General features: G+C 70.7%; 23 protein-coding genes. 6 read left to right on the forward strand and 17 right to left on the reverse strand.

Annotation, left to right across the window (positions count from 1 at the left end):
* Positions 1-82 precede the first annotated feature (82 nt).
* From V6V89_RS05235 to crtI, 3 genes are read right to left on the reverse strand one after another with little or no spacing between them, the layout of a single operon-like run.
* Positions 83-955 (reverse strand): MerR family transcriptional regulator, encoded by an 873-nt coding sequence (locus V6V89_RS05235; protein ID WP_334617778.1) that lies wholly within the window; start codon positions 953-955, stop codon positions 83-85.
* On the reverse strand, positions 945-1,517 hold the full coding sequence (gene idi, locus V6V89_RS05240) for an isopentenyl-diphosphate Delta-isomerase (RefSeq protein ID WP_334617946.1): 573 nt from the start codon (positions 1,515-1,517) through the stop codon (positions 945-947). The genes V6V89_RS05235 and idi overlap by 11 nt, the downstream gene beginning before the upstream one ends.
* Before the next feature lie 11 nt (positions 1,518-1,528).
* Complete coding sequence (gene crtI, locus V6V89_RS05245) at positions 1,529-2,995, reverse strand: phytoene desaturase family protein (RefSeq protein ID WP_334617779.1); 1,467 nt, start codon at positions 2,993-2,995, stop codon at positions 1,529-1,531.
* Positions 2,996-3,060: 65 nt separating this feature from the next.
* On the opposite strand from crtI, the gene V6V89_RS05250 reads away from it, so the two are divergent.
* From V6V89_RS05250 to V6V89_RS05265, 4 genes are all read left to right on the forward strand, one after another.
* Entirely contained in the window at positions 3,061-3,981 is a 921-nt protein-coding gene (locus V6V89_RS05250) for a phytoene/squalene synthase family protein (protein ID WP_334617780.1), read from the forward strand.
* Between the two features lie 172 nt (positions 3,982-4,153).
* Complete coding sequence (locus V6V89_RS05255; RefSeq protein ID WP_334617781.1) at positions 4,154-5,512, forward strand: dihydrolipoyl dehydrogenase family protein; 1,359 nt, start codon at positions 4,154-4,156, stop codon at positions 5,510-5,512.
* Positions 5,513-5,826: 314 nt separating this feature from the next.
* Complete coding sequence (locus tag V6V89_RS05260; RefSeq protein ID WP_334617782.1) at positions 5,827-6,924, forward strand: ScyD/ScyE family protein; 1,098 nt, start codon at positions 5,827-5,829, stop codon at positions 6,922-6,924.
* A 290-nt stretch (positions 6,925-7,214) separates the two neighbouring features.
* The gene (locus V6V89_RS05265) at positions 7,215-7,910 is read left to right on the forward strand and encodes a phosphatase PAP2 family protein (protein WP_334617783.1); all 696 of its coding nucleotides are present in this window, start codon (positions 7,215-7,217) and stop codon (positions 7,908-7,910) included.
* Positions 7,911-8,035: 125 nt separating this feature from the next.
* Here the strand turns inward: V6V89_RS05265 and V6V89_RS05270 are convergent, their stop codons facing one another.
* Positions 8,036-8,236: a hypothetical protein gene (locus V6V89_RS05270; RefSeq protein WP_334617959.1), complete on the reverse strand. Its 201-nt coding sequence runs from the start codon at positions 8,234-8,236 to the stop codon at positions 8,036-8,038.
* A 93-nt stretch (positions 8,237-8,329) separates the two neighbouring features.
* Here V6V89_RS05270 and V6V89_RS05275 point away from each other — a divergent pair, with 93 nt between their 5' ends.
* Positions 8,330-8,767: a DUF1707 domain-containing protein gene (locus V6V89_RS05275; RefSeq protein ID WP_334617784.1), complete on the forward strand. Its 438-nt coding sequence runs from the start codon at positions 8,330-8,332 to the stop codon at positions 8,765-8,767.
* Between the two features lie 245 nt (positions 8,768-9,012).
* Here the strand turns inward: V6V89_RS05275 and V6V89_RS05280 are convergent, their stop codons facing one another.
* Genes V6V89_RS05280 through V6V89_RS05335 form a run of 12 tightly spaced genes read right to left on the reverse strand, consistent with a single transcriptional unit; the run spans position 9,013 to position 17,687 of the window.
* On the reverse strand, positions 9,013-9,978 hold the full coding sequence (locus tag V6V89_RS05280) for a LysM peptidoglycan-binding domain-containing protein (RefSeq protein WP_334617785.1): 966 nt from the start codon (positions 9,976-9,978) through the stop codon (positions 9,013-9,015).
* A gap of 14 nt (positions 9,979-9,992) precedes the next feature.
* Entirely contained in the window at positions 9,993-10,412 is a 420-nt protein-coding gene (locus tag V6V89_RS05285) for a pilus assembly protein TadG-related protein (protein ID WP_334617786.1), read from the reverse strand.
* Positions 10,409-10,831: a TadE/TadG family type IV pilus assembly protein gene (locus V6V89_RS05290; RefSeq protein WP_334617787.1), complete on the reverse strand. Its 423-nt coding sequence runs from the start codon at positions 10,829-10,831 to the stop codon at positions 10,409-10,411. Before V6V89_RS05290 ends, V6V89_RS05285 begins: the two co-directional genes overlap by 4 nt.
* Positions 10,828-11,274, reverse strand: coding sequence for a TadE/TadG family type IV pilus assembly protein (locus tag V6V89_RS05295; protein WP_334617788.1), 447 nt, complete (start codon positions 11,272-11,274; stop codon positions 10,828-10,830). Before V6V89_RS05295 ends, V6V89_RS05290 begins: the two co-directional genes overlap by 4 nt.
* Positions 11,275-11,277: 3 nt before the next feature.
* Complete coding sequence (locus V6V89_RS05300; RefSeq protein WP_334617789.1) at positions 11,278-11,472, reverse strand: hypothetical protein; 195 nt, start codon at positions 11,470-11,472, stop codon at positions 11,278-11,280.
* A 22-nt stretch (positions 11,473-11,494) separates the two neighbouring features.
* On the reverse strand, positions 11,495-12,349 hold the full coding sequence (locus tag V6V89_RS05305) for a type II secretion system F family protein (RefSeq protein ID WP_442935073.1): 855 nt from the start codon (positions 12,347-12,349) through the stop codon (positions 11,495-11,497).
* Positions 12,350-12,351: 2 nt separating this feature from the next.
* Complete coding sequence (locus tag V6V89_RS05310; RefSeq protein WP_334617791.1) at positions 12,352-13,257, reverse strand: type II secretion system F family protein; 906 nt, start codon at positions 13,255-13,257, stop codon at positions 12,352-12,354.
* A 52-nt stretch (positions 13,258-13,309) separates the two neighbouring features.
* Complete coding sequence (locus V6V89_RS05315; protein ID WP_334617792.1) at positions 13,310-14,830, reverse strand: CpaF family protein; 1,521 nt, start codon at positions 14,828-14,830, stop codon at positions 13,310-13,312.
* Complete coding sequence (locus V6V89_RS05320; RefSeq protein ID WP_334617793.1) at positions 14,820-15,623, reverse strand: ParA family protein; 804 nt, start codon at positions 15,621-15,623, stop codon at positions 14,820-14,822. The genes V6V89_RS05315 and V6V89_RS05320 overlap by 11 nt, the downstream gene beginning before the upstream one ends.
* A gap of 2 nt (positions 15,624-15,625) precedes the next feature.
* A complete protein-coding gene (locus V6V89_RS05325; protein WP_442935066.1) occupies positions 15,626-16,306 on the reverse strand; it encodes an SAF domain-containing protein in 681 nt (226 codons plus the stop codon).
* Positions 16,303-17,139, reverse strand: a complete 837-nt coding sequence (locus tag V6V89_RS05330; protein WP_334617794.1) for a hypothetical protein — start codon at positions 17,137-17,139, stop codon at positions 16,303-16,305. The genes V6V89_RS05325 and V6V89_RS05330 overlap by 4 nt, the downstream gene beginning before the upstream one ends.
* Positions 17,133-17,687: a hypothetical protein gene (locus V6V89_RS05335; RefSeq protein ID WP_442935074.1), complete on the reverse strand. Its 555-nt coding sequence runs from the start codon at positions 17,685-17,687 to the stop codon at positions 17,133-17,135. Before V6V89_RS05335 ends, V6V89_RS05330 begins: the two co-directional genes overlap by 7 nt.
* Positions 17,688-17,885: 198 nt before the next feature.
* Between V6V89_RS05335 and V6V89_RS05340 the strand changes: the two genes are divergently transcribed.
* Complete coding sequence (locus V6V89_RS05340; RefSeq protein ID WP_334617796.1) at positions 17,886-18,629, forward strand: prepilin peptidase; 744 nt, start codon at positions 17,886-17,888, stop codon at positions 18,627-18,629.
* Here the strand turns inward: V6V89_RS05340 and V6V89_RS05345 are convergent.
* A complete protein-coding gene (locus V6V89_RS05345; RefSeq protein WP_334617797.1) occupies positions 18,613-18,855 on the reverse strand; it encodes a helix-turn-helix transcriptional regulator in 243 nt (80 codons plus the stop codon). The genes V6V89_RS05340 and V6V89_RS05345 overlap by 17 nt on opposite strands.
* Between the last annotated feature and the right edge of the window lie 9 nt (positions 18,856-18,864).

Here is an 18,864-nt window from a genome sequence, read left to right on the forward strand (position 1 = left end):
AGTGAGACTCCCGAGGGGTTCGGGAACAAAGCGACAACACGCTACTTGAGTGGCGCCCGAGAATCGAGGGTTTCTAGCGGGCTTACGTCCGATTGCTCAATAGGGTGAGTGCCGCGACGAGGCTGTCTGGTCGTTCGATGACAACTGGCAGTTCGTCCCACCCGGGACCGGCCGCGATGATGAGTGGCGGACGGTGTGGACCCGATCGCAGCGTGTCGAGCTGGCGCGGGTCGGCGGTGGCGTGTGAGTGTGACCACACCATGACGGCGTCTGGGCCGGTTCGCCGCACGGCGCCGGCTAGGGCGGATGGCGGCACTCGTGCGCCGAGGAGGCGGCACGCCACTCCGACCTCGGCCAGCGCGGCGGCCAGCGCCTCCAGTGGCAGGCTGTGCTGCTCCTCGTCGGCGCAGGCGAGGAGGATGCGGGGCGGTCCCGCGGCAGCCGGCGGGCGGGGGACAGCACCCAGCGCCTCGGACACGCAGCGGGACAGCAGGTGCTCCACCTCGACGACCGCGTGTCGCTCCCCGACGCCAGAGAGCACCGGCCTGAGCAAGGTGTCCCAGGTCGGCACGACGCCTGACGTGGTGATCGAGCGTTCGATGATCTCCCGCATGGCGGTCGCGTCGAGGCGCATCGCAGCGTGGGCGAGACCGCGAGCGGCATCGCCTGCCGCGCCTACCGCGATCACGCGCCCGCCACCGTGTCGCCGGCTGGCCACCTGCCGTGGCACGGTGCCGCGCGCCCAGCGGGCCGCCTCAGCGGGCGCCACGCCCTCCGCGGTGAGCTCGCGCATCACGTCCAGCCGGGCCAGGTCTTCCGCCGTGTACCGGCGGTGGTGGCCGGGCACGTGCTCGCTCGGGCCGAGCCCGTATCGCTGGTGCCAGGTGCGAAGTGTGGTAACCGCCACACCAAGGCGGCGTGCCGCGGCTCCCGCACTCAGCCCCTCATCGGCCACCCGACCGCTCCGCAGCGTTTTCAGAAGACAGCACCCGGGGCAGCGCGTCGACCACGCCGCCGAGCCAGGGCGCGTACGCCCGCGGCTGCTCCCACAGGTCGGCTCGCACCTCGTCGAGCTCGACCCACCGCACCGCGGCCACCTCCTGCGGGTCAGGCCGCACCGGCACGTGGGCATCGACCGACCCGAGCAGCACGTGGTCGTACTCGTACTCCACCCGCCCGGTCGCCGGGTCCTCGGCGAAGTACCGGTACACGCCGACCTCGGTCAGCGGCACCGGGTCGAGGCCAAGCTCCTCGCCGAGCCGCTTGGTGGCCGCGGCGGTCAAGTCTTCGCCGGGTGCGGGGTGCCCGCAGCAGGCGTTGGCCCAACGCAGTGGGAAGCGGCTCTTGGCCTGGGCGCGCTGCTGGAGCAGCAGTCGCCCGTCGGGGTCGACGAGGACCACGGAGAATGCCCGATGCAGCTGCCCCGGCGCCTGGTGCGCGACCTCCACAGTGGACGAGCCGAGGGCACCTCCCGCCTCGTCGACGAGCTCCACCAGGTGCGCCTCGCGGGGGCCCAAACCAGAGAGATTCACAGAGCGCCTCCCGTGACGCGGTGAGCGGCGAGCTTGCCGGAGATCAGCACCATGGGCACGCCCACGCCCGGCTGCGTGCCCGAGCCGACATAGACGACATTGTCCACTGTGGGATGGAGGTTACCGGGCCGGAACGGGCCGGTCTGCAGGAATGTGTGGGCCGCCCCGAACGGGGTACCCCCCGCCAGGCCTGAAGCCGCCCAGTCGGAAGGGGTCACCATCTGCGCCACCTCGATGCCGTCCCGAAAGCCCCGATAGCCGCGTGCCTCCAGCACGTCGACCAGCTCGTCGGTGTATCGCTGGCGCAGCCCGCCCTCCCAGTCGAGCGGCCGGCGGTGGGCCAAGTTGGGCACGGGGGCGAGCACGTAGTAGGCGTGCCGCCCGTCGGGGGCGCCGGTCGACGGGCGCGTGACGAGCAACGACGGATCTGACATCAGCTCGCCGCGCCGGATCACCTCGTCGAAGGTGCCGCGCCAGGCGCGTCCGAAGTGGAGGTTGTGGTGCGCGATCTGGCTGTACCCCTGCGTGGAACCCACGTGCAGCACGACGCACGACGGCGAGTAGCGCAGCGGGCGTGGGCGTGCCCCGGACAGCGCCCAAGCGACCGGCAGGTCGGGGTTGAGCACGACGACGTCGGCCGGGACGCGCTCGCCGTCGGCCGTGCGAACCCCCACGGCTCGCCCGCCCGCGGTCTCTACCGTGGTGACGGTCGTGTCGTACCGGATCGTCACGCCGTGCTTCTCCGCCGCGCCGGCCATGGCGAGGGGCACCGAGTGGATGCCGCCTTCCGGGTAGTAGACGCCGGCGACCGAGTCGAGATACGCGATGACCGCGTAGATAGCGAGCGCGTCGTGCGGCGACAGCCCCGCGTACATCGCCTGGAAGGAGAAGATCCGTCGGGTGCGTGGATCGGCGAAGAACTGGTCGATCTTGCTCTGGAGCCGCCGGAACCCGCCCATCCACAGCAGCTTCAGCAGGTTGAGTGTGAGCAGGTCGCGCGGGGAGTCGAGGTTGCGCTCGATGAAGTCGGCCCGCTCCAGCCGCCACAGCCGCCGCGCGAAGTCGACGAAACGCAGGTAGCCATCGGCCTCTCGCGGCCCGCACACCCGCCCGATCTCCGCGGCCATCCGCGCCGTGTCCGTAATCACATCGAGCGTGGAGCCGTCGGGGTAGTGGGCGCGGTACGCGGGGTCGAGCGGGGTGAGCCGCAGCCAGTCGCCGAGGCGCTCGCCGACCGCGCCAAGGGCCTCGTCGAGCAGGTCGGGCATGGTGAGCACGGTGGGTCCGGTGTCGAACTCGTATCCGCCGAGCGCGAGCCGCCCAGCCCGGCCTCCGGGCACCGGCTCCCGTTCGAGCACGGTGACCTGCCGCCCGGCGCCGGCCAGGTGCAGGGCGCACGCCAGCCCGCCGAGCCCGGCGCCGACGACGACCACCCGGTCGGTCGGCCCGCTCACCCGTCGCATGGCGTCGAGAGTACCCTAGGTGAGAAGTTGCGTCGATTACTGAGTCGATTGGCGGTGAGACAGCGGTGGACGACAACCTCGCCCTAGCCTATGAACGCTGCCGCGAGCTGCACAAACGGCACGGGCGCACGTACTACCTGGCAACCCGCCTGCTGCCCGCCTGGAAGCGCCGCCACGTCCACGCGCTGTACGGTTTCACCCGATATGCGGATGAGATCGTCGACCGCACCGACGCACTGCCGCCGGCCGAACGGGCGGCCAAACTGCGCGACTGGTCCGACCGGTTCCTCGCGGGCCTGCGCGGCGCGCCGGTCGACGACCCGCTCCTGCCCGCCGTGCTGCACACGATCGCCGCCTTCGACCTTGACCAGGCCGACTTCGCCGCGTTCCTGCACAGCATGGCGATGGATCTCACGGTCGCCTCGTACCCCACCTACGCCGACCTGCTCGACTACATGGAGGGGTCGGCCGCCGTGATCGGCACGATGATGCTGCCGATTCTCGGCGCCAGCGACCTGGCCGCCGCGCGCGAGCCGGCGCGCCAGCTCGGGCTCGCGTTCCAGCTCACCAACTTCATCCGCGACGTCGCCGAAGACCTCGAAAGGGGCCGCACCTACCTGCCCGACGAAGACCTCGCCAGGTTCGGGGTCACGCGGCCCGATCTCGTCGCCTGCGCCGCGCGACGCGCGGCCACACCGCAGGTCCAGCAGCTCATCGAGTACGAGGTGAGGCGCGCACAGGCCCACTATGGCGCGGCGGCATCCGGTGTCGGCATGCTGGAGCCCGCGTCGCAGGCGTGCATCCGCAGCGCGTACCGGCTCTACGGCGGCATCCTCGACGAGATCGCGGCAGCCGAGTTCGACGTCTTCGCACGGCGGGCCGCCGTGCCGGGCTGGCGCAAGGCCGCGGTGGCGACGCACTCGCTGCTGGTGGCGGCCGGCACGCCGGTGCGGGTGCCCGGCCCGCCCCACCTGGTGGCGCCGTGAAGACCGCCGTCGTGCTGTTCACAAGCGACCTGCGGGTACGCGACCGCGGGCACCGGCAACGACACAAGGGCCGTACCGGCGGTTGAACCGGCAACGGCAGGCGGAGCGCTAGACCCCGGGGCGAGTACGTCAACCGGTACGCGTCGCGCTGAACCGTGAAATGCTGGGCGTCATGGCGGAACAGGTGGACGTGGTCGTCGTCGGGCTGGGCGTCGGTGGTGAAGAGGTCGCTGGCAAACTCGCCGCGGCCGGCCTGTCGGTGGTGGGCATCGAACACAACCTGGTCGGCGGCGAGTGCCCGTACTGGGGCTGCATCCCCAGCAAGATGATGATCCGGGCGGCCAACGCGCTGACCGAGGCGCGCCGCGTCGAAGGGCTCGCCGGTCGCGCCGAGGTGTACCCCGACTGGGGACCGGTAGCCAAACGCATCCGCGAAGAGGCCACCGACAACTGGGACGACAAGGTGGCCGTCGATCGGTTCACGGGCAAGGGCGGCCGGTTCGTTCGCGGGTACGGCACGCTCGCCGGGCCGGGACGCGTCCAGGTGGGCGACGACGTCTTCGAGGCGCGCCGGGGCGTGGTCATCGGCACCGGCACGTCGGCCGCGATCCCGCCGATCGAAGGTCTCGCCGGCACACCGTACTGGACCAACCGCGAAGCCATCGAGACCGAGACTCTGCCCGCGTCGCTGGTCGTGCTCGGCGGTGGTGCGATCGGGCTGGAGCTGGCGCAGGTGTTCGCGCGCTTCGGGGTACGGGTGACGATCGTCGAGGCGCTCGACCGCCTCCTGGCTGTCGAAGAGCCCGAGTCGTCCGACCTGGCCGCCGAGGTGTTGGGCGCCGACGGCATCGAGATCCGGGTCGGCGCCAAGGCCGAGCGGATCAGCCACGACGGCGGCGAGTTCGCCGTGCACCTGGGCGGTGGCTCGGTCAGCGGGGAAAAGCTGCTCGTGGCCACTGGTCGGCGGGCGCAGCTCGGCGACCTGGGCCTCGACACCGTGGGCCTCGACCCGAAGGCGCGCCTGCTGGAGGTCGACGACCGCCTGCGGGCCGGCGACAAGCTGTGGGGCGTCGGCGACGTCACCGGGCACGGCGCCTTCACGCACGTGGCGATGTACCAGGCGGGCATAGTGATCCGCGACATCCTCGGCCAGGACGGTCCGCCGGCTGACTACCGGTCGCTGCCCCGGGTCACGTTCACCGATCCGGAGATCGGCGCGGTGGGCCTGACCGAGCAGCAGGCCCGCGAGCGCGGTGTCGCGGTGCGCACGACGGTCGCCCCGTTGCCGGAGTCTGCGCGCGGCTGGATCCACAAGGTGGGCAATGAGGGCTTCATCAAGCTCGTCGCCGACGCCGACCGCGGCGTACTGGTGGGCGCGACGTCGGCGGGGCCGATGGGCGGCGAGGTGCTGAGCGGCCTGGCAGTGGCGGTACACGGTGAGGTGCCGGTCGAGAGCCTGCGCCACATGATCTACGCGTACCCGACCTTCCACCGCGCGATCGAAGACGCCCTGCGCAAGCTCGAACTCTAGCCAGCGCGGCCACCGCCGGTTCGAGGCTGAGCAGCTGGACGCCGCTGGTGGCGACGCCCAGCGGCAGCACCGCGAGGGCGCCGACCGTCATGCCCAGGGCAAGACCCCGGCCGCCCGGCGCCCGATCGCTCACCGAGGCAAATGGCGGACATGATCACGACCGCCGAGCGATAGCACCAGCCGATTCTTGGGTTTTGGGCACATCCAGCCCGACCGAGCTGCATGATTCCATCTGTCGGGGTTTACCCATGAATGGGGGATTCATGAACCTTAGTCGTGTTGTCCCTGTTGGTCTTCTAACGGCTGCTCTACTGGTGGCCGGCGCGCCCGCCGCGAATGCCGCCACCTCCGAAAAGCCCACCGTCAGCGTCATCGCCCGCAAGCTCAACAACCCACGCGGCATCGCCGCCGGCCACGATGGCGTGCTCTACGTGGCCGAAGCAGGCAAGGGCGGCAAGGGCCCGTGCATAGCCTCGCCGGAGGACCCGGAAGCGGAGGTGTGCCTCGGTAAGTCCAGTGCCGTCACGGCCGTCCGCGCCAAGTGGCACAAGGGCAAGCCTCACTGGAAGCAGAAGCGGGTCGTCACCGGCCTGCCGTCGATCGCAGAGGAGGACGGGTCCTTCGCGCTCGGCTTGCACGACATCTCGCCCACACACCATGGCGCTCTGGTCGGCACCATCGGCGGTGCCGGCACGGTCGAGGCCCGCAACCAGCTGGGCTCCGGTGGCCGGCTGCTCGGGCACGTGGTGAGGCTGCTGCCGCACGATCGGCACGGCAAGGTCAAGCCGATCGCGGACCTCAACCAGTACGAGAAGGACAACAACCCGGACGGCGGCGAGATCGACTCGAACCCGTACGGCGTCCTCGCGACCCCTCACGGCGCACTGGCGACCGACGCAGGCGGCAACGACCTGCTCGCGATCGACAAAAAGGGCAAGGTCTCGACGGTCGCGGTGTTCCCCACGCGGATGGTGTCCGCACCGCCCGGCATCCCGAACCTGCCGCCGCAGCTCCCGATGCAGGCGGTGCCGACCACGGTCACCAAGGGCCCCGATGGCGCCTACTACGTCGGCGAGCTGACCGGCTTCCCGTTCCAGCCGGGCGCGGCGCGGATCTGGCGGGTCGTCCCCGGCCAGACACCCACGGTGTACGCGACCGGGTTCACGAACATCATCGATATCGCATTCGACCGCAGGGGCCGGCTGCTGGTACTTCAGATCACCAAGAACGGTCTGCTCAGTGGCGAAGAGGTCGGCGCGCTATACCGGGTCGAGAACGGCACGAGGACTGAGCTCGCCGCGGGCATGCTCACCATGCCGGGCGGGGTCGCAGTCGGCCACGACGGCGCACTGTACGTAACGAACAAGTCGGTGTCGCCCGGCCGCGGCGAGGTGCTGCGCATCTGGGCCTGACCTGCACCTAAACCAAGTAACTCCGGGGCGTCCTTCAAGGAATTTGAAGGGCGCCCCCATTATTGAGCTGTGCGTGGGGTCACACGGGGCCACACTGTTCTGGTAAAAACATTTCACTTAGTGTTGAAATGCGTGAACCGTGGATGAACGCTCGGTGGGGGACGGCGATGGCAGTCACGGAAGGACTCTCGCGGGTCGTTGTCGACCCGCGACCGAAGGCACAGCCGCCGGAACAACGGAGGCCACGCCGCCGCCGAGCCGCCCATATTCGAGAACTCATCATCGAGGTGTTGCTGATCGCCTCGATGATGATTGTGTACCAGGGGGTCCGCCACCTCGCCGACGGCCAGGTCAGTCTGGCCTTCCGCCACGCGACCTGGGTCTGGGAACTCGAACGCACGCTTCGCCTGCCCGACGAGGCCACGATCCAGCACTGGGCGCTCTCCTGGCCATCGACCGCACGCATTGCCAACCTCTACTACGTCGGCGTGCACTTCCCCGGCACCCTGCTGGCGATGGTGTGGCTCTGGATCAGGCACCGTCCCAACTACGTACGGATGCGCACCGAGATGGCGGTACTCACAGCGGCGGCACTGGCGCTACACGTGGTCTTCCCACTTGCGCCGCCGCGCCTCGTCTCGTCGTTCGGCATGGTCGACACCATGCTCGCCACCGGTCCGTCCGCATACCCGGACAGCAGCACCGACGGCGTAGCCAACCAGTTCGCCGCGATGCCGTCACTGCACGTCGGGTGGGCGTTGCTGGTCGCGATCGCCGTGATCCGGGTCAGTTCCAGCCGGTGGCGGTTGCTGGCGCTGCTGCACCCGGCGGTGACCGTCACCGTCGTCGTGATCACGGCCAACCACTACTGGCTCGACGGCATCGTGGCGGCAGCGCTCCTCTTCGGCGCGATCAAGCTCGTTTCTTCGTGGTCCCGCTTGTCAATCCCCCACCCCTTACCAATCTTCTCCCGCCACATGCTCTGACACCCTCCCCTCAGCCCGCCCGCCCCCTTTCCGTCGATCAAGGGCAAATGCACGCGATTTGACCTCCATTCCGCGTGCATTTGCCCTTGATCGATGCAATCTTCCTTGATCGACGGCGGTGTTCGTTACGGGACCGTCTTCTCGATTGCCGCCGGCCCCTCCTCCTCCAATTCACGCCGTGCCCGCTCGACGTTGCGCGGCGTCGGGTCCTGGCCGTGCGCGATCGCCAGGTCTTCGGGATCCCAGGGCTGCTCCGCGCCGGTGCGGAACACCGGCTGACGCGGCCCCGGGCCTTCGGCTTCCTCGGGTTCGTGGAAATCCGTCATCTCTTCGATCTACCCCTCGTGCGGCATACGACACACATCTTGACAGTGACAAGACGACATGGCACTGTGGAAGGTGAGCGAGGAGGGGATGACATGGCGAACCAGGTCGAACGGGTCGGAACGGTGGAGCGCGAGACGGCGGTCGCGTTGCTCGGCGACGCACTCGCGGGTGGCTACCTGGAGGCGGACGAGTTCACCGAGCGGTCCGCGGTGGCGTACGCCGCGCGCACCCGGGGCGAGTTGGAGGCGCTGGTCGCCGACCTGCCGCAAGCGTTCGTGCGGACACGAGCCCGCGAGCAGCGCCGGCAACGGGCGACACGGGGCGCCCGTATCGGCATGCGGGCACACGTCGCCTCGTACGTCGCCGGATCACTCCTGATGATCGGCATCTGGGCGGCCGTCGGCCTCGGCACCGGCGCGTGGTACTTCTGGCCGGTCTGGCCGATCATGGGTTGGGGCTTGGGCATGCTGGGACACGTCATCCCGGTACGCGCGGTCCTCTCCAGGCAGGCACCGCGCGCCCAGCTCTAGGCGGGCCGTGGCCGGCAGGCGTCGATCAAGGAGATCTTCATCGATCAAGGGCAAACGCACGCGGATTTGAGATCAAATCACGTGCGTTTGCCCTTGATCGACGGCGGAGAGCGGGCGGGGCGGGCACCGCGCGGTGCCGCGTGGCACCGCGCGGTGCCGCGTGGCACCGCGTGGTGCCGCGGGACGCCCGGGGAGCGCGGGTGGGGGGTGGGGCGGGGGTGGGGCGGGGGTGGGGCGGGGGTGGGTTAGTGGTCGCGGGGGCGGCGGGTGGTGGCGCGGCGGCGGTCGCGTAGGCCCAGGAGGACGCCGATCTGGGCGCCTACCAGGCTGGCGGCGGCCAGGACGGCCGATACCGCCAGCGGGACATTGAGGCGTTCACGTTGGCCAGGCCGGGCGCTCGCGCCGACGCCACCAGTGTCGCCACCCTCACCGCGCTCGATCACCCGCGCCGGTGGCAGCGGCGGCACCTCCGGCTCCTCCTCGACGGCCGGCGGGGCCTCGGGACGGGGTGCGGGCGCCGGTCCGGCGTGCGTGCGCGTCGGCGGGGGCGTCGCCACGAGCCCGGTCGCGTGCGCGCGCATCCCCGCGTCGCGCGCACTGGCCGGCAGGTGCAGCTTCTGGCCGGGCCGGATCAGGTCGGGGTCGCCGATCTTGTTGAGCTTCGCCAACTCCGGGTACCGGTCGAACTCGCCCAGGTACCGGTCGGCGATGTGACCTAGGTAGTCGCCCTTTTCGACCCGGTAGACGGGGCGCTCGACGGGCTCCTCCACGACCGCGGCCACGGGCAACGGCGCCGAGACCACAGCCGGCGCGGAGGCGGGGACCGGCGCCGACATCTCGGCCGCCGAGGCCACCGCCGGGCTCGCTGCGATGATCAGCGCGACCGAGCCGACCAGCGTCGCCGCGGCGCGCTGCTGGCGGTGCATGCCGGGCAGCTTGGGGGCCGGTAGGCGCAGCACGCGGGCGGGGATCTCCACGAGCACCGACAGAGCGAACGTGGCCCAGCCGAGCCAGCCGACCACGGCCAGCGCGCGCAGGAAGAGCTGGCCGTCGTCGGGGCTGGTCAGCGCGTCGGTGACTTCGGACAGTGCGGGTACGTGGTCGGGCAGCGGGTTGCCGGCCAGGGCGATGAGCGCGACCGGTGCGCCGACCACCAGTCCAATGAGGACGGCGAGCGCGCCAACGCCGGTACAGAACTGTCGGAAACGCATGGCGCAACTCCTTCCTAGGAGTCCGAAGTGGTGAGGAGTGTCGCGGTGGCCGTACCGGTCACCGTGGTGGTGTCCGCGAACCCGAAGACGTCGAGGAACACGTTGTCGTACGTGAGGGTCACTTGGACCTCGATGAGCTGCTCACCGTTGGGTCCGGTGGAGAAGGTGGGCGGTGGGCCGGTCACGCCGGCCGCGGCACGGTACGCGTCGACGGCCGCCCGCGCGGCCGGCCGGTCGATCTGCTTACCGCCACCCTCGATGGCCTGCGCCACGTCGATGGCCTGGCCACCGGCGCGCGCCGCCTCAGCCGCCAGGTTGTGCGCGCGCTGCAACGACCGCAGGTGCCCGGCGCCGTCGTACGCCAGGCCGATGATCATCAGCATCCCGGCGAGCGCGATCGCCAGGAAGATGCTCACCCGCCCCCGGTCGTTCATCCACGGCTCCGGTACTGGTCGAGGGGTGAGACGAAGGTGGCCTCGACCGTGGTGCCGCCAGGAACTCCCGGCATGACGAGGTCGGCGAAGGTGACGTGGCAGGTCACCGTGACGGCGATGTTGGCGGGCTGCCCCACCGGCACCGTGAACCCACCCGTGTCGATGTGCACGTCCGGCGTACCGTCGCAGTTCAGGCCCTGGTCGGCGAGGGTCGCGCCGGCGGTGGCCGCGCCCTGCGTCTGCGCCGTGCCCGCGGTGCGCGCCAGCGACGCGGTCCGCGCCGCGTCGTGCGCGGCCAGGTCGACGGCGTTCTGCGCGATGGCGGTGCGCCCGGCGATCCCGGCGAGCACGACGAGCATCAGGAAGGCAGGCGCCAGGATCGCCACCTCCACCGACACCGAACCCCGATCGCGCGTCACGGTCCCTCCTGCGTGAAGCGCTCGACCGGCCCTTGCGCGGTCTGGCTGACCGACCAGCTGATGCCGGGGATCACGGAGACGACGGTGCCGGTCACGGTGGCGCTCACCTGCTCGGGGCCCTCGTCGACCTGGACGTTCCAGCCCACCAGCCAGCCACCCGTGTCGGCGATGAAGCTGTTGGCCTGGGCCTCGCCGGCCGCCGGCGACACACCGTTCAGGGTGCGGGTGGAGCTGACCGCCACCTGGGCGGCGTTGAGCGCCACGGCCCGGGCCAGAAACCAGGCGCCCACCTGCACGGACGCGAAGGTCAGGAGCAGGATCGCGGGGAAGACGATGGCCAGTTCGACCGGGGTGGCGCCCCGGTCGCGGGCGGCCGGATGCGCGCACCGGCGCCGGACCGCGGCGGCGGTCCGGTGGCAGAGGCCCAGCGCGCTGCGGAGCATCGGTCAGGGAGCGATCTTCGCCATCCAGCCGGAGGCGAGACTCGCCGCGGTGGCGGTGACCGCGACGGCGGCGGCCGCGAGCCCGGCGATGATGATCGCGGTGGGCACCGGACCGTCGCCACGATCCCGCTCGGCCCGCGTGCGCAGGTAAGCGATCCGTTCCTTGACGACGCTGTGCAGGTAGTAGACGACGGTCATGGCGGGTCCTTCCGGTTGGGGCTCAGATGCGGGCCAGGAACGGGTACATGACGAAGCCGACCAGGACGAAGACCAACATCGCGCCGGGCACGTCGAGCCGGCTGGTGATCGCCTCAGCACGGGTGAGGTTGTCGGTGCGGATCTGGTCGCGCAGCGAGTCGGCGCGGATCCGCAGCGTCTCGTGCACCTGCGCGCCCTCGGTGCCGGACGCTTGCACGATCGCGCCGACGTCGCCCAGTTCGGGCACGCCGATCTGCTCGGACAGCTCGCGCAGCTCGTCCCAGGGCGCGTGCATCTGCATCTGCGCGATCCGCAGCGCCTCGCGCAGCCGCTCGAACACCCACCCGTCGCACACCTCCGCCGCGCGCTCCAACGACTGCACCGGGCCGTGCGCGGCCGACAGCTGGAGCGCCACCAGGTCGAGGTACGTGCAGACGGCCTGGGTGAACTCGCGGCGCGCCTTTTCGGCCTTTGCCAGCACGTCGCGGTGCGCGACGAACATGAAGAGGGCGGCGAGGCCGAGGCCGGTCGCGGTCGGCAGCACGAACGGCAGGGACACACCCAAAAGCGAGAGCGCCGCCGTCACAACCGGCGGGATCGCGAGGCCTATCAGCGCCGAGAGCACCAGCGAGAGCGTGTACTGCTCAGGCGTCTTGCCGAGCAGCGCCAGCTCCTTGTGCGGCGGCCGGAGCCAGCGGGAGACACCCGTCAGCCAGTCGAGCCCACCAGCCGCGCCCGCGGCGGCCGGGCTCTGGTGCAGCCGGTGCAGTGCCGGCGCGAGCGCGGGCGTGGCCGGCATGGCCTCGCGGATCAGCAGGAACACGCCGAGGCCCACCGCGGCACCGGAGACGACCGCGATCACGAGAAACGGGCTCACGCTCACGGCTCCACCTCCTCGACGGTGGGAATGGCGAGGAAGCGCACCGGTGGCGGCGGCAGGCTCATCGACCGCGTCCAGGCCAGCAGCGCGATGAACAGTCCACCAAGGACGATCAGCACGACCTGCCCGGTCGGGGTGCCGTAAGGCTCCATGTACTCCGGGTTCAGTAGCCCGTACGCCAGCGTCAGCAACGTCATCCCGGTCAGGAAGCGCACCGCGAACCGCGGTTGCGTGCGTTTGGCCTCGACCTCGCGCCGCGTCGCGACCTCGGCCGCGGCGGCAGTCGCGATGGATCCGAGCACGTCGCCGAGGCGTTCGCCCCGGTCGCTGAGGTGCAGGATGAGCGCGGCCACCACCTGGTCGCACACCGGGTCGCCGATCTGCCCGGCGAACGCGAGCAGCGCGTCCTTCCCGTGCCAGCCCGCCTGGAGGCGGGACGCCAGCAGCTCCACCTCCGGGCCGATCTCCTCCGGTGCGGTGGCGACCGTCGCGACGATTGCCTGCTGCAACCCTTGCCCGGTGCCGGAGACGTCGCGCAGCCGTCGGGTCCACTCACCGACCGCCTCGATCCGGGTGATCGCCCGCTGCTCGGCGTGGCCGACCGTGAACAGCCACGGCGTGCCCGGCACCGCGATGCCGACCAGCAGGCCCACGAGCGGCACGCCGGTCACCAGCCAGGCCAGCGCACCGGCCAGGAACGCCACGACGAGCAGCACGCGGTGGCGGCGGCGCTCGCGCTCGTTCAGCCCGGCGCCGGTGAACATCCGCAGCCGTTGGCTCGTCGGCGATTGCGGGCGGGACGGCCGGTCGGTGCCGACGATCGCCACCACAGCCATGATCAGACCGCCCACGCACAGGGCGCCGGAGACGACCGCGATCAGCTCGATGTTCGCCGGCAACCTCATGCGGGGCCTCCGCGGAAACGTGGAGCGCAGCGGAGCGTCCTCGTGGGGTGCTTCATGAGCGCCGCCGCAACTGGCTGCGCCGGGGACGGCGCCACGCCCCGGTCTTCGCCTCGATGTACCGGCTGAGGATGCGGGCGTCGTAGCCGACCCGAAGGAGCTGGTCGCGCACCCGTTCCGGCAGGTGCATGGGTATCGCCCGGCCGTCCGACCCCGGGCCGAAGATGGTGGTGGTGGAGATCCGGGCGCCGTCGCCGACCCCGACGATCTCCTCGACGTGCGAGACGAACCGGTGCTTGCGGCCGCCGATCGCGGTCTCGTCTTCGACCGTCACGTACACGATCAGGTCGAGCGCGTTACCCGCCATCCGCCGGGCCTGCTCGACGGTCATCTCCTTGCCGTGCGACAGCGCCAGCTCGATGATGCGCTCGCTGACGCCGCCCGGGCTGCGGGCGTGGATGGTGCACATGGAGCCGCGGCTCGTGGTCATCGCCTGGAGCATCGGCACGATCTCCCGCGACCGCACCTCGCCGACGATGATCCGCAGGGCGCCCATCCGCAGCGACACCGGGATCAGGTCGGCGATGGTCACCTCACCCGCCGGGCGCCCGTCGGGCCCGCGCTCGCCGTGGCCCTCGCGCGATTCAAAGCTCATCACCGCACGGTGCCGCTCGCCGCGGCGCGCCGGCAGCAGCTCGCGGCTCTCCTCCAGCAGCACGTACGGCTCGTCGGGCGGGATCTCGCTCATCATCGCCCGGATCACCGTGGTCTTACCCGCGCCGGCCAGCCCGGCCACCATGATGTTGAGCCCGGCGCGCATCGCCGCCCGCAGGAAGTCGCGGATCAGCCCGTCCAGCATCTCGTCGAGGTCGGCCCGGCCGCCCGAGATGTCGTCGAGCGTGATGTCGAGGGTGTTGTGCCGGCGGATCACGGCGTAAGGGCGGTGGCTGACCAGGTACACGGCCGCGAGGCGGCTGCCGTCTGGCAACTGGAGGTCGAGAGTCGGCTTGGACGTCGACAGCGAGCGCTCGGTGGCGCCGGCCCGGCGGGCGGCCGCCTGCAGGATCTCGACCAGCTCCTCGTCGCTGTCGGCGATCGGCTCGGCCCACTCGATGCCGCCGCCGTGCCGGGCGATCCGCACGTGGTCGCAGCCGAGCACGTGGACCTCTTCGATCGTGTCGTCGACCAGCAGCGACTGGAGCCGCCCGAGGCCCACCAGCTCGGCGGTGACCTGGTCGAGCAGTATCCGCTCCTCGGCCGCCGGCATCGGCGTGCCGGCCCGCCGCACGGTGTCCGCGTAGTCGGACACCACCGCGGCCGCCAGCCGCTGACGCTCGGCATCCTCCTCCGCCGGGGTGAAGTCACGCCCCCGCTGCCACCGGGTCAGCCGCTCGCTGAGCTGACGTCGCAGGTCACGCACCACCGCGAAGTCGACCCGGGGGCGGGCCGGCGTGGCTGGTGCCGAACCGTTGGCGTGGTGCCGTCCATTATGGACAGTAGGGGGCACCGGCGGCGCGGTGGAGATGGCGGGCTGCTGCGGCAGCCGCGGGTCCTGGTACACCGGCTCAAACCGCATTTGGCGCCTCCGTCAGCGCTGGACGCCAGCTCAGCCGGGCACGCCGGCGGTCGAGGATGGCGTTGATGGGCACTTCCAGCGCATCGGCCGCCCGCATGAGCGGGCGGTTGGCCTTGATGGTGCCGCCGTAGCTCAGCACCTCGGCCGTACGAGGATCGTCGGGGATCCGCGCGATCACCGGCAACTCCAGCGCCTTGCTGATCTCGCCGGTGCCGTGGCCCTCGCCGACCAGCAGCAGCCGCACCGATCCCGGCGCGACCCGGTGCTCCCGGAAGTCGCGCTGGATCGCGGCGACCGCCGCGCGGGCGCTCGACAGGTCGGGCAGGTGTGCCGTGGTCACCACGAGCACGACCGCCGCGGCGCGCAGCACCGGCCACGGCGGGTTGTTCACGTACAGCCGTCCACAGTCGACAATCACGTCGTACGCCGGCTCGCCCTTCTCCAGTCCGGTGAAGAAGTCGGCGAACCGCTGCCACAACGGGGCGACCGTGCCCGCCTGGGTGGGGTCGACCACCCCCGGCAGCAGCAGCCGCTCGCGTTTCGGCGCGTCGAGGTCGATGAGCTGCGACCAGAAGTTCTCCTCCAGCTTGCCCTCGCGCAGCTCCGCGACGGCAAGCTCAGCGATACCGCGCGGCCCCGGTACGGCGCCGCCGAGGTAGCCGGCCATGATCGAGCCGCCGGCCGGATCGCACTCGGCCAGCAGCAGCCTGCGGTGCCAGGAGAGGGTGCACGCCAGCGCCGTCGCGGTCACACCGGGCGACCCCTTTGGCGATACCAGCGCGATGATCGCCATCTCTACGCCGACCCCGTGAGGATGACGGCGAGCCGGTCCTGGGCGGCGAGCGTGACCACGGCGGGGGCGTCCCGGCCGGCGACCGCCACGTACACGACGGTGGTGCCGCGGTCGGCTTCGTCTTCGTCGGGGACCGTGGCGTCGACCACGACCCCCTCGTACCGGGTGGTCTGGCTCGCCCGTTCGGTGCTGGGCGCGTTCTGGGCGGGCGTGCTGACCAGCAGGATCTCGTCGCCCGGTTTGAGCTGCTTGGCCGGCACCTGGCTCGCCTTGAGGCCGATCGCCACCTGCTGCTTGCCGGGGCCGAGCAGCGGCTTGTCGGTGAGCTGGTCCATGGTGAGCAGGGTGCCGGGCACCAGCGTCACCGCCGCCCGCTTGCCGATCACCTTGTCGACGTCGGCGGCGGACACCGGCGACAGCCCTTGCCCACCCGCGACCTGCACGGCCACCACGTCGTCGGCGGTCAGCTCGGTGCCGACCGACACCTCCCGCGAGACCGCGAGATACGAACCGGTGGCGCGCACCGACGTGACCGCGAACGCGGCACCCAGCCCACCGAGCGCCACCAGCAGGATGGCGAGGCCGAGCAGTCCGGGGCGCATGCGGCGCTGGCGGACCACCTTGGGCGGCTCGACGGGCGCGGCGACAGGGCCGCCCACCTTGTGGTTCGTCGCGAGGCTCACCTGGTCACCACCTGCAACTCGTCGATCTGTATGTCGCCCGAGTCGGTACGTTCAGTCGTGATCGTGCCGCTAATGCCGGTGTTGCTTTCCCAGTCGACCGTCCAGCTCGTCGTCGCCGTGATCGTGTATGCGCCAGCCTTCTGATAGGCGTATCCACAGTCCGGTGACGGCCCCTTGGCCCCCTTCGGGTACGGAGTGCCACCGGTCGGACATTCGATGCTCTTGCCGTCGCCCAGCTTGAACGTCAGCCCGGTGACGCGCGCATTGATAGTCACGGTGAGCCCGCCTTCGCTTCGTGATGCCTCGACCGGCCCCCAAGTGTTCGGGGACTGGCCCACCCAGAGCCACACCGGCAGTCCGACGAGTCCAGGACCTTGGTCGGGCTTGAAGTGGATGTCGGGCTCGGCCAGAGTTACGGCGGCGAGCGCCTGGGCGATAGGCTCGGGATCCGGAAGGCCGCCGGGTGGCGTCGTAAGCCACACGTTCTGGGCCGCGCCGCCGAGGCAGGTGCGCGTGTACCAGTCGCCTTCGGAGCCGTCCGGCGAGGGCAGCTGCGGCTCGGCCATCTTGTAGTAACAGCCGTCCGATCCGAGCCAACCCCAGACCTCGTCAAAGCAGGGGACTTCCTCACCTGCGCGGTAGCACTTGCTCCTACCACCGCCGTTGTTTCCCCCGCCGTCTCCACCACCAGGTTTGCCGGGCTTTTCGTCGTAAACCCAGCAGTCGGTCTGACCTGGTGGGCATTCACCACCCGGTGGGGCGGCGACCGCCGCCGGGGCGGCCAGGAGCGTTGCGAAGAGGGCGAGGATCGGGAGCAGGCGGCGGGTCAGCATGGCTGGTCCTCGTGCGTCGCGCCGTCGCTGATCAGCCAACGGCCATCCGGGTACCGGGTCGCCGTCGCGGTGGCCACAAATCGGCCGCCAGCCGCGCCGGGCACGGGCTTTTTCGAGTTGGCGTAGACCATCTTGTATCCCGTGGAGTCGATGCAGTCCTGAATGGACACTGTGGGCGGCTCGGCGGCCAGGTCGACGGTGGTCACATGCGGATCGGAAGCGAGCTTTCCGGTGCGCACTGCGCCATGTGTCTTCAGATCGCGGACAGCGTCGCGCACCCGCGTCAATAGCGGGTCGGCGACGTATTTGGTCAGGTCGGGGTGTTTTGGATCTGGGTCGAGCGACGCCACCCGAGACGCGGTTAGATACCCCTTGTATGCGGCCAATGCGGCCTTGGACGCTTTTGCCGCCTCAGCGTCATTTGAGGCGGTCGCGGCGGGTGCCGCGGCAGCGGAATTTGACGACTTGTCAGAGGTTGAACAGGCGGTCGCGCCGCCAACGAGTATTACGGCGACGAGCGCCGCCCCGGCCCGGCCCAGGTGCTGCATACGCAACTGTGCACCCTCCCTGCACTTGCGTCCGGCGCCTCCAGCCGGCCATAGCCATCCCCCCTGGGCAGTGTGGAATCGGGTCTCGGTGATCGCGGAAACACCGAGAGGAACACCCAGATGGGCAGCATAGGCTGACTGCCGCCGATGCAACAGAGGCAATCGAAACGATCACGGTACGTAGCGGGAGTTGAGTGGATGACGATCAATGCCGATGGGGTGCTCGCCCTGGTCGCCCTGGTGGCCGGTGCGGTACTCGGCCCGCTCCTGCGTGCGCAGATCCTCCACTTCTCGGTACCAAATGAAGAAAGCTGGCGGCGCGACTGCCCGGAGTGCGGCGCGGCCCTGCTACCGACCACGTGGCGCGTCCTGCCGCCTAATGGACAGTGCCCGCGGTGCCGGCGGCGGATCGGCCCGGCGCCCGGCCTCGTAGAGGCCGCGGCCGCCGCGACGCTCGCACTGCTCGCCTGGCGGGTTTCCGCGCCGTTGCCGCTGGCGGCACTGTGCTGGGCGGCGGTGTTCGGCGTCGTGCTGGCGTTCGTCGACGTGGTGGTGCACCGCCTGCCCGACCGCCTGACGCTGCCGGCGGCCGGCGGCACCGCTGTCCTGTTAGGACTTTCAGCGGTGCTCGACGGCGAGCCGCGGCGCTATGCGGTGGCGCTCGCGAGCGGACTGGGGCTGGCGGCCTTCTATCTCGTGCTGGCGCTCATCGCGCCGGCCGGCATGGGGCTCGGCGACGTGAAGCTAGCGCTGTGCGTGGGCCTGGTGGCGGGCTGGTTCGGCTGGCAGGTGGCGGTATTGGCGGCCATGGCCGGCTTCCTCATGGCCGGCCTGTACGCCGCGGGCCTTTTGGTGATGGGCCGGGTGAGCCGCAAAGACCACGTCCCCCATGGCCCGTTCATGCTGCTGGGCGCCCTGGTCGCGGTCATCCTCGCGGCGTGACGTCCGCTCCGATGCGCGGGAACGGGGACGTGGAGAAGATGACCTCCACCGGGACCTCGAAGTATTCGGCCAGGCGTAAGGCCAGGTGGAGGCTTGGACTGAATTCGCCTCGCTCCAGATAGCCCACCGTCTGATAGTGGACGCCCAGTGCCTCGGCGAGCTGGCGGCGGGAGATGCCGCGCTCCGCACGCAGCATCGCGATGCGGTTGTAGATCACCTCGCTCATCGGCACCGC

This window comes from Micromonospora sp. CPCC 206061 (assembly GCF_036906915.1).
Taxonomy (GTDB): domain Bacteria; phylum Actinomycetota; class Actinomycetes; order Mycobacteriales; family Micromonosporaceae; genus Phytohabitans.

Excerpts from the sequence above, each read along its gene's own strand:
- crtI (WP_334617779.1), bottom strand. The coding sequence starts at position 2,995 with ATGCGACGGGTGAGCGGGCCGACCGACCGGGTGGTCGTCGTCGGCGCC.
- V6V89_RS05255 (WP_334617781.1), top strand. The coding sequence starts at position 4,154 with ATGGCGGAACAGGTGGACGTGGTCGTCGTCGGGCTGGGCGTCGGTGGT.
- V6V89_RS05270 (WP_334617959.1), bottom strand. The coding sequence starts at position 8,236 with ATGACGGATTTCCACGAACCCGAGGAAGCCGAAGGCCCGGGGCCGCGT.
- V6V89_RS05275 (WP_334617784.1), top strand. The coding sequence starts at position 8,330 with ATGGCGAACCAGGTCGAACGGGTCGGAACGGTGGAGCGCGAGACGGCG.
- V6V89_RS05280 (WP_334617785.1), bottom strand. The coding sequence starts at position 9,978 with ATGCGTTTCCGACAGTTCTGTACCGGCGTTGGCGCGCTCGCCGTCCTC.
- V6V89_RS05285 (WP_334617786.1), bottom strand. The coding sequence starts at position 10,412 with ATGAACGACCGGGGGCGGGTGAGCATCTTCCTGGCGATCGCGCTCGCC.
- V6V89_RS05295 (WP_334617788.1), bottom strand. The coding sequence starts at position 11,274 with ATGCTCCGCAGCGCGCTGGGCCTCTGCCACCGGACCGCCGCCGCGGTC.
- V6V89_RS05300 (WP_334617789.1), bottom strand. The coding sequence starts at position 11,472 with ATGACCGTCGTCTACTACCTGCACAGCGTCGTCAAGGAACGGATCGCT.
- V6V89_RS05310 (WP_334617791.1), bottom strand. The coding sequence starts at position 13,257 with ATGAGGTTGCCGGCGAACATCGAGCTGATCGCGGTCGTCTCCGGCGCC.
- V6V89_RS05315 (WP_334617792.1), bottom strand. The coding sequence starts at position 14,830 with ATGCGGTTTGAGCCGGTGTACCAGGACCCGCGGCTGCCGCAGCAGCCC.
- V6V89_RS05320 (WP_334617793.1), bottom strand. The coding sequence starts at position 15,623 with ATGGCGATCATCGCGCTGGTATCGCCAAAGGGGTCGCCCGGTGTGACC.
- V6V89_RS05330 (WP_334617794.1), bottom strand. The coding sequence starts at position 17,139 with ATGCTGACCCGCCGCCTGCTCCCGATCCTCGCCCTCTTCGCAACGCTC.
- V6V89_RS05335 (WP_442935074.1), bottom strand. The coding sequence starts at position 17,687 with ATGCAGCACCTGGGCCGGGCCGGGGCGGCGCTCGTCGCCGTAATACTC.
- V6V89_RS05340 (WP_334617796.1), top strand. The coding sequence starts at position 17,886 with ATGACGATCAATGCCGATGGGGTGCTCGCCCTGGTCGCCCTGGTGGCC.
- V6V89_RS05345 (WP_334617797.1), bottom strand. The coding sequence starts at position 18,855 with ATGAGCGAGGTGATCTACAACCGCATCGCGATGCTGCGTGCGGAGCGC.